Source organism: Actinomadura sp. KC06 (assembly GCF_004348735.1).
Lineage (GTDB): Bacteria > Actinomycetota > Actinomycetes > Streptosporangiales > Streptosporangiaceae > Spirillospora.
This window is the reverse complement of record NZ_SMKT01000197.1, coordinates 1-13,364: the sequence shown is the minus strand read 5'-3', so window position 1 is coordinate 13,364 and position 13,364 is coordinate 1. Positions and strand designations below refer to the sequence as shown.

13 protein-coding genes are annotated in these 13,364 nt (G+C 73.5%); 8 read left to right on the top strand and 5 right to left on the bottom strand.

Features of this window, described 5'->3' with window-relative positions:
• The 8 genes from E1287_RS37395 to E1287_RS37360 all read left to right on the top strand — a co-directional run.
• On the top strand, positions 1–2,779 hold a 2,779-nt coding region (locus E1287_RS37395; protein WP_165969395.1), incomplete at its 5' end, for a fatty acid--CoA ligase family protein.
• Positions 2,767–3,978, top strand: a complete 1,212-nt coding sequence (locus E1287_RS37390) for a pyridoxal-phosphate dependent enzyme (RefSeq protein ID WP_131970018.1) — start codon at positions 2,767–2,769, stop codon at positions 3,976–3,978. The genes E1287_RS37395 and E1287_RS37390, both read left to right, overlap by 13 nt.
• Entirely contained in the window at positions 3,975–5,084 is a 1,110-nt protein-coding gene (locus E1287_RS37385; protein ID WP_131970017.1) for an FAD-dependent oxidoreductase, read from the top strand. Before E1287_RS37390 ends, E1287_RS37385 begins: the two co-directional genes overlap by 4 nt.
• 227 nt (positions 5,085–5,311) lie before the next feature.
• Entirely contained in the window at positions 5,312–6,868 is a 1,557-nt protein-coding gene (locus E1287_RS37380) for a DUF4331 domain-containing protein (protein WP_131970016.1), read from the top strand.
• Positions 6,868–8,136: a hypothetical protein gene (locus E1287_RS37375; RefSeq protein WP_131970015.1), complete on the top strand. Its 1,269-nt coding sequence runs from the start codon at positions 6,868–6,870 to the stop codon at positions 8,134–8,136. Before E1287_RS37380 ends, E1287_RS37375 begins: the two co-directional genes overlap by 1 nt.
• The gene (locus E1287_RS37370) at positions 8,133–9,596 is read left to right on the top strand and encodes a nickel transporter (protein ID WP_131970014.1); all 1,464 of its coding nucleotides are present in this window, start codon (positions 8,133–8,135) and stop codon (positions 9,594–9,596) included. The genes E1287_RS37375 and E1287_RS37370 overlap by 4 nt, the downstream gene beginning before the upstream one ends.
• Before the next feature lie 119 nt (positions 9,597–9,715).
• A complete protein-coding gene (gene sigK, locus E1287_RS37365) occupies positions 9,716–10,303 on the top strand; it encodes an ECF RNA polymerase sigma factor SigK (RefSeq protein WP_131970013.1) in 588 nt (195 codons plus the stop codon).
• A complete protein-coding gene (locus tag E1287_RS37360; RefSeq protein WP_131970012.1) occupies positions 10,300–11,091 on the top strand; it encodes an anti-sigma factor in 792 nt (263 codons plus the stop codon). Before sigK ends, E1287_RS37360 begins: the two co-directional genes overlap by 4 nt.
• 142 nt (positions 11,092–11,233) lie before the next feature.
• Here E1287_RS37360 and E1287_RS37355 read toward each other — a convergent pair whose 3' ends face one another.
• The 5 genes from E1287_RS37355 to E1287_RS37335 all read right to left on the bottom strand — a co-directional run.
• Positions 11,234–11,521, bottom strand: a complete 288-nt coding sequence (locus E1287_RS37355) for a DivIVA domain-containing protein (RefSeq protein WP_131970011.1) — start codon at positions 11,519–11,521, stop codon at positions 11,234–11,236.
• A 9-nt stretch (positions 11,522–11,530) separates the two neighbouring features.
• Positions 11,531–12,346, bottom strand: coding sequence for a class I SAM-dependent methyltransferase (locus E1287_RS37350; RefSeq protein ID WP_131970010.1), 816 nt, complete (start codon positions 12,344–12,346; stop codon positions 11,531–11,533).
• A gap of 107 nt (positions 12,347–12,453) precedes the next feature.
• Positions 12,454–12,675: a hypothetical protein gene (locus tag E1287_RS37345; protein WP_131970009.1), complete on the bottom strand. Its 222-nt coding sequence runs from the start codon at positions 12,673–12,675 to the stop codon at positions 12,454–12,456.
• Positions 12,676–12,757: 82 nt separating this feature from the next.
• The gene (locus E1287_RS37340) at positions 12,758–13,084 is read right to left on the bottom strand and encodes a hypothetical protein (RefSeq protein WP_131970008.1); all 327 of its coding nucleotides are present in this window, start codon (positions 13,082–13,084) and stop codon (positions 12,758–12,760) included.
• 2 nt (positions 13,085–13,086) lie between these two features.
• Positions 13,087–13,364, bottom strand: a 278-nt coding sequence (locus tag E1287_RS37335; RefSeq protein ID WP_207934692.1) for a hypothetical protein, incomplete at its 5' end; no start/stop codon positions are given.

Genomic DNA, 13,364 nt, shown 5'->3' with positions numbered 1-13,364 from the left:
CGCCCGCCCCGCTCCCGACGACCTTCCCCTGGACGACGTCGCCTGGATGCTCTACACGTCGGGCACCAGCGGCCGCCCGAAAGGCGTGCTGTCCACGCAGCGGAACAGGTTGTGGTCGGTCGCGGCCTGCTTCACCGGCATCCTCGGCCTGGACGAGCAAGACCGCCTGCTCTGGCCGTTGCCGCTGTCGCACAGCTTCTCCCACGTCCTGTGCCTTCACGGGGTGGTGGCGACGGGGGCCTCGGCCAGGATCCTCGGCGGATTCGACCCGTGCGACGTGCTCGCCGCCGTTCACTCCGAGCCGTTCACCGTGCTCGTGGGCGTGCCCGCCATGTACCACCAGCTCGTCCGTGCGGCGGGCCCGGACGGGTTCGGGCCCGGCCCGACTGGGCCACGGCTGTGCCTGTGCGCCGGCGGGGTGGCGACGGAGGCGCTGTGCGCGGCGTTCGAGCGGACGTTCGGCATGCCGCTCATCGGCGGCTACGGCTGCACGGAGACGTCCGGGCCGGTCGCGATGAACCGGCCGTCCGGCCGCAGGGCGCCCGGGTCGGCGGGCCCGCCCGTGCCCGGCGTCGCGGTGCGCCTCGTCGACCCGGCGACGGGACGCGACGCGGGCGCCGGCGACGAGGGCGAGGTCTGGGTCCGCGGTCCGGGCGTCATGACCGGCTACCACGACCGTCCGGCGGAGACGGAGCGGCGGCTGCGGGACGGCTGGTACCGCACCGGCGACCTCGGCCGGACGGACGAGCACGGCTTCCTCACCATCGGCGGCCGGATCGGCGAGCTGATCCGCAGGGGCGGGGAGAGCATCGTGCCCGCCGAGGTCGAGGAGGTGCTCCGGACGGTGCCGGGCGTCGCGGACGCCGCCGTCGCCGGGAAGCCGCACGAGATCCTGGGCGAGGTGCCCGTGGCGTTCCTCGTCCCCGATCCGGGCGGCCTGGACGCGGCACGGATCTTCGCCGCCTGCCGCGACCGGCTGTCCTACTTCAAGGTCCCCGACGCGCTGTACCGGGTCGATGAGATCCCGCGCAGCGACTTCGGCAAGATCGAGCGGAAGGCGCTGCTCGATTCCCCCGCCCCGCTTCTGGCGGTGAGCCTGGGCCATGACGGATCCGCCGCGCCGCCGTCCGCCCGCCGGACGCGCCCCGAGCTGAGCACCCCCTACGTCCCGCCGGAATCGGAGACGGAGAAGTCGATCGCCGCGCTCTGGGCCGGTCTCCTCGGCGTCGACCGGGTCGGCGCCACGGACGACTTCCTCGAACTCGGCGGGAACTCGCTGCTCGCGGCCCGCTGCACGGCGAAGCTGGCCGGGCTGTTCGGCTCCGCGCCGCCGTCCGGGACCATGTACGCCGCCCCCACCGTGCGGAAGGTCGCGGCCCTCATCGACGCGGGTCGCCCGTCCGCCGCCCCCGCGCCCCCTGTACGGCATCCCGACCGTTCCCGGACATTGCCGCTGGCTCCGGCCCAGACGGTGTTCTGGTATATCGACCACTACCGGCGTCCTGGCGGCGCGCGGCATCCGGACTTCGCCCTGTCCCTCCGGTACCGGATCACCGGGCGGCTCGACGCGGCCGCCCTGTCGACGGCCGTCGACCGGCTGATCGAACGGAACGAGGCGCTGCGGACGCGGGTGCTGCTGGGCGCGTCCGCCGGGCATCAGATCGTGCTCGACCGCGTCCCAGACGCCTTCGTCCAGCGCTCTGCCGACAGCCCGGCACGGCCGCTCGATCCGGAGGCGGGACGTGTGCTGGCCGTCGATCTGACCAGCGCTTCGCCGATCGAGCATCTGCTGGTGATCCGCGCCCATCACCTGATCGCGGACGCCTCGTCCATGACCGTGATCGCGGGCGAACTGGCCGAGCTGTACAACGCCGCGGTCGGCGGCCGGACCCCCGCGCTCCCGCCGCCGTCCGGCTACGGCGACCTCGTGCGGCGCACCGACGAGACGTTCTTCGCCGACACCGGCTGGCGGCACGCCGAACCCCACCGTTCGGCACTGCGCTACTGGACGAGGCAGGCGGCGCACGCCTCCCCCATCCGCCTGACCGACCGGCGTCCCGAACCCGGGAGCCGTCCGACGATGTCGGCCGGCGTGCTGCTGACGGCCGAGGAGACCACCGCCCTCACCGATCTCGCGCGGCGGAACCGGGCCTCCGTGTTCGCCGCGTTGCTGGCGGCGCTCGCCAGGCTGCTCGCCCTCGACACCGGCGACCGCGACGTCCGCCTCCTCACGCTGAACGCCGCACGCGAAACACCCGAGGCCGACCGGATGGTCGGGCTTCTGCTCAACCCCGTGCTCCTCCGCGTGGACGCGCCACCCGGACGGACGTTCACCGAGGCGGTGGGCTCCACGGCGGGCGTCGTCCGGGACGCGCTGACGCACGGCCAGGTGCCCGTGCTGGCGCTGTGCGAGGAGATCCCCGACCTGCTGACCGTGATGGTGGAGTCCCAGTTCGTCGTCTTCGAGACGCTCCCCGCCGTCCCGCCGCTCGACCTGGACGGATGCGCCGCGCAGCGCCTCGACCCGGACGGCGGCGACGGGCACGTCCGCCAGCGCTTCCCGGTCGACCTCCTGCTGACCGCGAGGCCCGAGGGCGATGCCGGGGACGCGCTCCGGCTCGCCGCCAAATACGACCCGGAGGTCTTTCCGCGGGCCCGCGTCGACCGCCTGCTCGACCGTTTCCGGCGGCTGCTGGCCGCCGGCTGCCGCCATCCCGAATCGTCCATGGACCGCTGGCTGGACGAGGCTCCCGAAGGGACGGACAAATGCTGGAGCTGAAATACCAGGAACTGCTCGACAAGTCCTGCGGCACCGGGCCCGGCTACCGGTGGTGCTGCATCATCTGCGGCACGGAACAGGACGATCTGCTCCGCAATCGCTGCGCGCACTGCGAGGGCGCGGTGGACGCGATCTACGATCTGTCCATCGCGTCGTTCTCCGACTCCCACGACCCGCTGCGCCGCTATTCGGCCCTTCTCCCCGTGCGCGACCCGGACGTTCTGCGGTGGCTCGGCGAGGGCAACACGCCCTGCATCCACGCGCGGGAACTCGGCAGGCGGCTCGGCATGGACGCCCTTTTCCTCAAGGACGAGACGTCCAACCCGACCCGGTCCACCAAGGACCGCGTCGCCTCCGTCGCGCTCGCCCGGTTCGCGGAGCTGGGCGTCACGGAGATCGCCCTGGCCTCGACGGGGAACACCTCGACGTCCTTCGCCCGCGCGGCCCGGCTGCTCGGCGGCTTCACCCTGCACATCTTCGTCGGACGGCAGTTCCTGCACCGGCTGAACTACCAGGACCACCCGTCCAGCCGGACCTATGTCATCGACTCGGACTTCGTTTCCGCCGACATCTCCGCCCGCCGTTTCGCCCGCGAGACCGGAATCGGGGTCGAAGGCGGATTCTTCAATCCCAGCCGCCGGGAAGGGCTGAAGCTCGCCTATCTTGAGGCATTCGACGACATGCCGGTTGCCCCCGACCACGTCTTCCAGGCCGTCAGCAGCGGAATGGGCCTGCTCGGCGCCTGCAAGGGCGCGATGGAGTACCGCATGCTCGGCAAACTGCCGAAGATTCCCGCCTTCACCGGCGTCCAGCAGGACACCTGCAATCCCATGGCCCACGCCTTCGACCGCGGCGACGCCACGTTCGACTCGCGCTACCGGATACCGGCCCCCACCGGAATCGCCGAGGCCATTCTGCGCGGCGATCCCGCCCAGTCGTATCCGTACGTCAACACGGTGTGCCGCAGCACGGGCGGGCGCATAACGTCCGTCGGCATCGAGGAGATCAAAGCGGCCCGGCGGCTCCTGAAAGACCTCGAAGGGCTGGACGCCTGCTACAGCAGCGCCACCGCGCTCGCCGGGATGATCGCCGCACGCGGACGCGGCGAGATCGCCCCCGACGCCCCGGTCCTGGTCGTGATCACCGGCGCGGACCGTCCGCACGCCCCGACGCCGCGGCGCGTGGAGAGCGCGCGATGAGGGCGGTGGTGATCGGCGGCGGGCTCATGGGCGCGTCCGCCGGCTACCACCTGGCGCGCGCTGGGCTGGACGTCCGCATCCTGGAAGCCGCCAGACCGGCGAGTGGCACGACCGCCGTCACGTTCGCCCGGCTCAGCGCCTTCGACAAGGAGCCGCGCGACTACTTCCGCCTCAACGCCGAGGGCATGGCCGAGCACGCCGCGCTCGCGTCCGAGGCCGAGCTGCCGGCCTGGCACCACCCGTGCGGGTCCGTCCTCCTCGCCGAGGACGGGGCCGGCGACGAGGGCGCGGGCGGGGTCGGCGACGACGGCGCGGGCGAGGCCGACCTGGCTCGCCGCGCCGATCGGTTCCGGGCCTGGGGATACCCCCTCACCTGGGAGCCCGCCCCCGACGTGGGCATGGCGGCCCGGCTCCCCGGCCGCGTCCTGCACGCACCCGCGGAGGGCTGGGTGGACGCGGTCGCGCTGACCCTGCACCTGCTCGACCGGGCGGTGCGGCACGGCGCCGAGATCCGTCCCGGAACCTCCGTCGCCCGCCTCGCCCGCACCTCCACCCACTGGGTCGTCACGACCACCGGCGGCGAGGACGTCCCCGCCGACATCGTGGTCAACGCCGCAGGCCAGGGCGCCGCCGCCCTCGCGGCCTCCGCCGGGTCGTCCCTGACCCTGACCCGCAGCCCGGGCCTCCTGCTGACGGCCACGACCCCCGGCTCCCATCTCCGCCGCATCGTCCACACCCCCGAGGTCTCCATCCGCCCGGACGGCCCCGGCCGCGTGATGATCCGCTCCGACCAGGTCGACCGGGCCCTCGCCGGCGGCCGGGACGCCCGCGACCTCACCGGCGACCTCGTGTCCCGGGCCGCCAGGGTCCTGCCCGGACTGGCGGCGGCCACCGGCATCGGCTTCGGCACGGGGCACCGCGTCCTCCCGCAGGGCGGCTACCCGAGCATCGGCGGCATCCCCGAACTCCCCGGCTACTACGAGGCCGTCACGCACAGCGGGATCATCCTCGCGCCCCTCGTCGGCCGCCTGCTGGCCGAAGAGATCACCACCGGCCGGGTTCCGCCCCAGCTGAAACCCCACCGTCCGGCGGCCAAATCCCACTGACGCTCGACCCCATCGGCGTCCGTCCGAGACGCGTGCCAGGTGGCGGCGCCGGCGGGGCGGTTCGGGCGTGGCCGTATGCGGACAGCGGCAATCAGATCGCCGGACGGCCGCGAAGTAGTGGCGGGCATGGCGAAGGAACCGGTCGATCCGGCGCCGCGGCATTCCAAGCCCAGCGCCACGGAACGGCGCCGCCGCGACGGCATCCGGACACCGGCAGGGGATGCAGAATGCCGACAACCCATCCGTTCAGAGCGCGGGCCGCCGCGCTGGTCGCCGCCGGAGGGCTGCTGGTCACCAGCGGTCTCTTCGGGCTGGCGCCGAAGCAGGGCGCCGCGTCCAGCCACCGCGAGGCGCCGCTCATCTCGGGGCAGCCGCAGTACGACAACACCGACGTGTACGCGTTCGTCAGTCCCGACAAGCCGGACACGACAACACTGATCGCCAATTTCATTCCCTTCGAGGACCCGGCGGGCGGGCCCAACTTCTACAAGTTCGCGCGGGACGCCCGCTACGACTTCAACGTCGACAACAACGGCGACGCGCAGCCGGACCTGATCTTCCGGTTCGAGTTCAACGACTTCCTGAAGAACGGGAACACCTTCCTCTACAACACCGGGCCGGTGACGAGCCTGGACGACCCCGACCTCAACTTCACCCAGACCTACGACCTGACGCTGATCCGGCAGACCGACGGCAAGGTGACCCACGCCAGCAAGCTCGCCGACAACGCGCCCGTGGCGCCGTCCAACGTGGGCAAAGCGTCCATGCCGAACTACCCGGTGCTGCGCCAGCAGGCGATCAAGCAGCTCGGCAACGGGTCCACCGCGTTCGCCGGCCAGGCCGACGACTCCTTCTTCATCGATCTGCAGATCTTCAACCTGCTGTTCGGGGGGAACCTCACGGAGGTCGGCGACGACACCGTCAGCGGCTACAACGTGAACACCCTGGCCGTCCAGGTGCCGACGAAGGACCTGGTCACGGCCCAGGATCCGGTGATCGGCGTGTACTCGACCGTGCAGCGGCAGACCGCCTCGGGCGACTACACGCAGGTCTCCAGGCTCGGCGCCTCGCTGGTGAACGAGGTCGTCATCCCGCGCGGGAAGAAGGACACGTTCAACGCGTCCAACCCGTGGGCGGACGCGCAGTTCGCGCAGTTCGTCCTCAATCCTGAGGTGCCGAGGCTGATCGAGCAGCTCTACAAGATCCCGGCGCCGGCGACGCCGCGCAAGGACCTCGTCCAGGCGTTCCTGACCGGCGTGCCGGGGCTGAACCAGCCGAAGAACGTGCGGCCGGCCGAGCTGCTGCGGCTCAACACCTCGATCAAGCCGACTCCGAAGCCGGACCGGCTCGCCGTGCTGAACGGCGACAACCAGGGCTTCCCGAACGGGCGGCGGCTCACCGACGACGTCACCGACATCATCCTCCAGGTCGCCGAGGGCGAGCTGCTCGGCAGCAAGAACGACCTCGGCGACGCCGTCAACGCCAACGACCTCCCGTTCGAGAAGGCGTTCCCGTACGTGGCGCAGCCCAGGTCCGGGACCGACGCCCGCGGCCGCATCCCCGCCAAGGCCTCCGGCAAGCCCGCCCGCACGGGCCCGGACGGGAAGCCGATGAGCTTCCTCAACGCGGGCGCGTCCGAGCCCATCGCCGACGAGGACGACGGTTCCGCGCTGGCCGGCGCGCTGCCGGCGGCGGCGCTGGCCGGCGGTGCGGCGTTCATGCTGACGGGCGGGCTGCTGTGGTGGCGGCGCAGGCGCCCCGGTACCGGACGGCTCGAGGTCTGATGCGCCGTCCGCTGATCGCCGGGGTCTCGGCCGCCGGGCTGGTCGCGGTGCTGACGTTCGGATCGGCGGTCGCCCCCGTCCGCTCTTCCGACACGTCCGCCACGACCGGGTCCGCGGCGGCCGGGGCCCCGGCCTCGGGGCCCGCGTCCGCGGGCATCGCGGGGCTGCAGAAGCGGCTCCGCGAGCAGCCGCGCGATGCGGCCGGGTGGGCGTCGCTCGGGTTCGCGTACGTGGAGAAGGCCCGGGTGACCGGCGACACCACGTACTACCCGAAGGCCGACGGCGTCCTGCGGCGCTCGTTGAAGGAGGCCCCCGAGAACGACGCGGCGCTTGCAGGGCTGGGCGCACTGGCGGCGGCCCGGCACGACTTCCACGGGGCGCTGCGGTACGCCGACCGTGCGCTGAAGGCGAACCCGTACGGCCAGCGGGCGGCCGCCGTCCGGGTGGACGCGCTGGTCGAGCTGGGCCGCTACGACGACGCGCTGGCGGCGGCGCGGCGCGCGGACGCCAGGCGCCCCGGCATCCCGATCTTCACGCGGCTCGCGTACGTGCGGGAGCTGCGCGGGGAGGTCCGGGAGGCGCGGCGGGTGCTGGGCCTGGCGCGCGGGTCCGCCATCGATCCGGGCGACCGCGCCTACATCGCGACCCAGCTCGGGGAGCTCGCCTGGAACGACGGCGACCTGGACCTGGCGGGACGCGAATACGCCGAGGCGCTGCGGGTGTCACCCGGATACCTGCCCGCTCTGGACGGGCAGGCCCGCGTCCGCGCGGCGCGGGGCGACGTGAAGGGGGCGCTCGCGGACCGGGCGGAGCTCGTCCGGCGGCTGCCGCTGCCGGAGTACCTGGCCGAGTACGGGGAGCTGCTGGAGTCGGCGGGACGCCCGGACGAGGCGAAACGGCAGTACGCGGTCGCGGCCGCGTGGGCCCGGATCGCCAAGGCCAACGGCGTCGACGCGGATCTGGAGACGGCGCTGTTCGAGTCCGACCACGGCGATCCGAAAGCTGCGCTGCGCGCGGCGCGGGCCGAATACGACCGGCGCTGCCCCGGTTCGCGTGGGCGCGAGGTACAGCAGTGCAGCGTCCACGCGGCGGACGCGCTGGCCTGGGCCCTGCACGTCAACGGACGGGACGAGGAGGCGCTCCCCTACGCCCGCCAAGCGGTGGCGACGGGATACCGCCGCCCGCAGTTCCGCGCCCACCTGGACGTCATCGAGAAGGCGCTCGGCAAGCACCCGCGCGGGGGCCGCGACCTGGAGGACGCATCATGATCGGCCAGGCGCTCGCCGCGGGGCTGCTCGCCGCGCACCCGCTGGGCAACTTCAGCGTGAACCACTACGACGGGCTCGTCGCGGCGCCGCACGAACTGCGGATCGACCACGTCGAGGACCTCGCGGAGATTCCCGCCGCGCAGGCCCTGCCGGACGTGGACGCCGACGGGGACGGCCGTCCGTCCGCCGCCGAACTCGGCGCGTGGGCGGACGGCGTCTGCGGCCGCGCGGCCATGTCGTTCCGCATCACGGTGGACGGACGGGCCGTGACCGCGACCGTCGCATCGGCGTCCGCGACGGCGCCGCCCGGCCAGGCGGGGCTGCCGACGCTCCGGACCGAATGCCGGATCACCGCGCCCGCCGGACCCGGGACGATCTCGTTCCGGGACGGCGGGGCGGCGGACGGGCGGGTCGGCTGGCGGGAGATCACGGCGCGGGGCGACCGGATGACGCTGTCGGCGTCCGACGTGCCTGGCTCGTCCCGCAGCGGGCGGCTCACCGCCTACCCGGAGGACATGCTCGCCTCGCCGCTCGACCAGCGTTCGGCGACTCTTACGGTGCGTCCGGGCGGCCCGCCGCTCGCGGCGTCCGGGCCCGCGTCCGGGCTCGGGTCAGGCGGCGGGGCCGAGCGGCTGCTGCCGCGCGGCGCGGACGGGCTCACGCAGCGGTTCACGTCCCTGGTCGCGCGGCACGACCTCACGCCCGGCTTCGCCGTCCTCGCGTTCCTGGTCGCGATGGCGCTAGGCTCGCTGCACGCTCTCGCCCCCGGGCACGGCAAGACGATCATGGCGGCCCACGCGATCGGCGAGAGCCGGAACCGGACCCGCGACATCCTCACCCTGGGCCTCACCGTCACCGCCACGCATACCGCGGGCGTGCTCGTCCTCGGACTGCTCGTGACGACCGGGACGCTCCTCGCACCCGACGCATTGTTCCCATGGCTCGGCGCGGCCGGCGGCGTCCTCGTCACCGCGGCCGGAGCACTACTACTCCGCCGAGCCCTACACAACCGCCACCACAACACGCACGGCTACGGGCACGGGCATGGGCACGGGCATGGGCACGGCCATGGACACGGCCACGGGCATGGGAATTCGGACGAGCATGGGCATGATCATCGTGGGTCGCGGCGCGGCGGGGTGGTGCTGCTGGGGCTGGCGGGCGGCATGGTCCCGAGCCCGTCCGCGGTGGTGGTGCTGGTAGGCGGCGCGGCGATCGGACGGATGTGGTTCGGGGTCGTCCTCGTCCTCGCGTACGGGCTCGGCCTGGCCGCCGCGCTCGTGGCGGTCGGCCTTCTCGTCGCCGGTTCGGGACGCGTCCTCGCGCACCGCATGCTGACCGGGCGGCGGCGCATTCTGGCCAAGCGGGCGCGCCTCCCCTCCGGAATGATGCCTATCGGGACGTCCGCGACGGTCGTCGTCCTCGGTGTCGGGCTCACGCTGCGCAGTCTCGTCCTGTGAACGCCGATCCAGGACGGCTCCGACCGCGAAGTACCAGAGGGACGGACCGCCGAGCGGAGCTCGTCCGTTGAATGGCGGTGGGTGGGGGCTGGAGGACGGTCCGGCGAGAGGAGCGCGGCATGGCGACAGGGACGAGACCGCCGGAGAACGGCACCGTGCCCGGTCATGACGCCGACGCGCTCCTCGGCCGGGCGGCGCGCGGCGACGAGCGCGCGTTCGAGCTGCTGTACGACGTGGTGGCGGCGCCGGTGCACGGCCTGGCGCGGCGGATCGTCCGCGATCCGGCGATGGCCGAGGAGGTGACGCAGGAGGTGATGATCGAGGTGTGGCGGTCCGCGACCCGCTACGACCCCGGCCGCGGCTCCGCCCTGGCCTGGATCATGACGATCGCGCACCGCCGGGCCGTGGACCGGGTGCGGCGCGAGCAGTCCGCCGGCGAGCGGGAGGCCCGGGCCGCGCGGTACGGGCCGGGCGCCGCCCACGATCCGGTGGGCGAGCGGGTCGAGACGCGGCTGGAGCACGAGCGGGTGCGCCGCTGCCTCGGGACGCTGACACGGGTGCAACGAGAGTCGGTGACGCTGGCCTACTACGGCGGGCATACCTATCGTGAAGTCGCCGAACTGATCGGGGCGCCGCTGAACACGGTGCGGACCCGGATGCGCGACGGCATCATCCGCCTGCGCGACTGCCTGGGGGTGGAGCGATGACGGACGACGTGCACGCCCTCGCCGGCGCGTACGCGCTCGACGCGATCGACGACGCCGAGGAGCGGCGCCTGTTCGAGTCGCATCTCGCCGCGTGCGAGCCGTGCGCGGCCGAGCTCCGCGAGTTCCGGGCGACGACGGCGCGGCTCGGCGCCGCGGTCGCCGAGGCGCCGCCGCCGCACCTGCGCGGCCGGGTACTGGCGGACATCCGGCACGTCCGCCAGCTCCCGCCGATCACACCGAGCCTCCCGCCGGACACGTCACACCAGGCACCGGCCACACCGAGCCAGCCGCCGGACGCTCCGGACCGGACGCGGATCGAGCCGATCCGGCCGAAACGGTGGCGGCGCGCCGCCGTCGCGGGGGTCGCGGCCGCCGCGTGCCTGGTGACGGCCGTGTCCGTCGCCGAGGCGGTCCGGGAACGGCAGCGCGTCGAGCAGGCCGAGGACGCGTCCCGCGATGTGGCGTCCGTGCTGTCCGCGCCGGACGCGCGGTCGGCGACCGGCGGCGCCAAGGGCGGCGGGACGGTGACGATCGTCGCGTCCGCCTCACGCGGCCGGGTCGTCGTCGCCTCCTCGGGGTTGGAGGCGCTGCCGTCCTCACGGGCGTACCAGCTGTGGCTGATCGACGCGGACGGCGCCCGCTCGGCGGGCCTGCTCCCCGGCGACCGGAGCCGGCCGGTCGTGGCGGGGACCTGGCGTCCGACGGACCAGGTGGGCGTGACGATCGAGCCGGCGGGCGGCTCCGCACGCCCGACCACGGAACCGCTCGTCCTGCTCAGCGCCACCTGACCCTCACCCGCCCTGCTCAGCGCCACCTGACCCTCGGGCACCCTGCTCAGCGCCGCCTGGCCCGTTGTGGTCCTGCTCAGCGCCGCCCGCCGCCTTGTCGTCCCCCCGCCTGCACGCAGACGGGGGCTCTAGTGGTGAGCGTCTAGCGGAGTGCGTCGCGCTCCCGGCGCGCCTCGTCGCGCTCCTCGGTCAGCCGGGCGATCTCCTCGGCGACGTGGTCGAGGAAGGCGTCGACCTGCTCGACGCTGTATCCGGTCGCCAGCCGCGTGGTCCAGAAGGTCGTTCGCATCACGTCGGCGGCGGTGAGCCGGTCGGGCATGGCTCCATGCCGGGCCTTGACCGGCTCTTCCGTGACGCCGAGCGCGCTGGCGAGTGAGGAGACCCGCTCGGTGAGCGCGTCCACTTTCGCATGCAGTTCAGGATCGGTCATGGGCCTGTCCTAGCACGCCGCGGGCATGGTCGTAGTGGATTCGGTGCGGGTCATCTCGGCCAGGTAGAACCCGGCGGTGTTCGGCGAGTAGGTGGCCTCGCGCAGGGTCCATGCGCTGCCGGCGAGCAGGGCGCGCAGCTCGTCCGGGCTGAGCAGCAGACGGTCGAACCAGTCGGACGTCCACGTCTTGTACCGCACCCGCATGCGCACCTGCCCGGGCAGCCGTCCGTAGTCGGCGTTGCGGTCGTGGTAGGCGCGGTGCTCGGGCGCGGCGCTCTTGTGAGGGTCGTGGCCGATCGCCAGTAACTGCGCGCCCGTGCGCGCGAGCCGGGCCAGGCTGTCCAGGACGACGGGCGCGTGCGCCTGGGTGCCGAGCAGGCCGAGGTTCCCGCCGAGCATGAGCAGCGTGTCGAACCCGCCGAGCTCGCCCGGGTCGGTGACCGTCCCGACGCGGGCGTCCAGGCCGTGCGCGCGGGCGACTGCGACCGCGCCGGGCGAGGGGTCGATTCCGACGACCTCGTGGTCGCCGGTGAGTGCGAGCATGTGCCGCCCAGCGGCGCACCCGACGTCAAGCACCCGGCCGGAGGCGAGCGCGACCGCCTGTCGCTCTCCGGCGATCCACTCGTCCGGCCGGGTGAAGTAGCGGTAGGCGTCCTCGATGGACACAAAGCCGTCGTCGCGTTCGATGATCTGCAGGTGGGTGCCGCGCCGCGGCCCGGCCTGGTAGGCGTCGCGCAGCAGAGCGCCGTAGCCGTCGTCGGGCATGGCCTGGCCGCGATCACCGTCCTGCCGGGCGGCGGGTTGGGGTTGGCTGGTGCGGGTCATGTGCACCTCCAGTGCGATAGGGGTTGCGATGGGGGGTTGGTACCGCGGCCCCGGACGCGCGCCGGCTGGTCCGGGGCCACGGGTCTAGGGGCGGGCGCGGTCTCCGGTCATGAAGCGCCGTCCCGCTTTCGGCGGCGGACGCGGATCCGGCAGCCGCCGAGCCTTCGCTTGAGCCAGGGGCCGAACCAGGGCCTGGCCCCCGCATGGCTGCGCCACATGGGCATGAACCACATCGGGGTGAACCAGGTGGAGTAGTAGAGGATCTGCAGCAGCTTCTCGTCCGGCCCGTCGCCCCGGCGGTCCCGGTCGTCCTCGTGGTTCACACCCATTCGCGGGCCTCGATCTTGTGCAGTGGGGCGGTCTCGATGGTGGCGACGATCGCGTCGCGGTCGGTGAGTTGCACGGGGTCTCTCAATGGGTAGGGCCGCCGTGCCGCCGGCGGCGCGAGGGCGGAACGTGGTGGCCCGGCCGGGCCTGGATCGGGGATGTGGGCCAGTGGGCGCTGACAGGGGCGGGTCGGACCGTGCGATCCGGGAGGACCTGGCGGTCGTCCCGGTTCTGTGCGTCCGCGGAGCGCTGGAGGTCCCGCTCGACCTTCTCGGCGAGCCGCTCCTGGGTGTCCGCCTCGACCAGGTGCGGTCCGTCCCAGCCCGGCACGATCGCCCACCAGGATCCGGTGGTGTCGCCGTGCCAGTGGGTGATGCCGTCCGGGAGGCGCGGCGGCCTCTGCGCGGGCACGGTCACCGCCCCTCGTCCAGGCCCGCCTCGGCCCGCGGGACGCGCAGGAGCAGCCGCGCCACCTCGTTCGGGTCGTTGCCGCGCACCTCGGTGATCGCGGCGGGCCGCGCGTAGTAGGCGAGGTAGTCGCGCTGTGCGCGCCAGCGCGGCCGGACGTCGCTCAGGTCGAACCTCCAGCCTGGAAAGTTCTCGCGCAGGGACTCCAGGTCCTCCATGCGTTCCTCGCGCGACCCGCCGGACGTGAGCGCCGCGAGGTCGACGGCCTGGCTCATGAGACGCT

Coding starts and splice junctions, on each gene's coding strand:
- E1287_RS37390 (WP_131970018.1), top strand. CDS start 2,767: ATGCTGGAGCTGAAATACCAGGAACTGCTCGACAAGTCCTGCGGCACC.
- E1287_RS37385 (WP_131970017.1), top strand. CDS start 3,975: ATGAGGGCGGTGGTGATCGGCGGCGGGCTCATGGGCGCGTCCGCCGGC.
- E1287_RS37380 (WP_131970016.1), top strand. CDS start 5,312: ATGCCGACAACCCATCCGTTCAGAGCGCGGGCCGCCGCGCTGGTCGCC.
- E1287_RS37375 (WP_131970015.1), top strand. CDS start 6,868: ATGCGCCGTCCGCTGATCGCCGGGGTCTCGGCCGCCGGGCTGGTCGCG.
- E1287_RS37370 (WP_131970014.1), top strand. CDS start 8,133: ATGATCGGCCAGGCGCTCGCCGCGGGGCTGCTCGCCGCGCACCCGCTG.
- sigK (WP_131970013.1), top strand. CDS start 9,716: ATGGCGACAGGGACGAGACCGCCGGAGAACGGCACCGTGCCCGGTCAT.
- E1287_RS37360 (WP_131970012.1), top strand. CDS start 10,300: ATGACGGACGACGTGCACGCCCTCGCCGGCGCGTACGCGCTCGACGCG.
- E1287_RS37355 (WP_131970011.1), bottom strand. CDS start 11,521: ATGACCGATCCTGAACTGCATGCGAAAGTGGACGCGCTCACCGAGCGG.
- E1287_RS37350 (WP_131970010.1), bottom strand. CDS start 12,346: ATGACCCGCACCAGCCAACCCCAACCCGCCGCCCGGCAGGACGGTGAT.
- E1287_RS37345 (WP_131970009.1), bottom strand. CDS start 12,675: ATGGGTGTGAACCACGAGGACGACCGGGACCGCCGGGGCGACGGGCCG.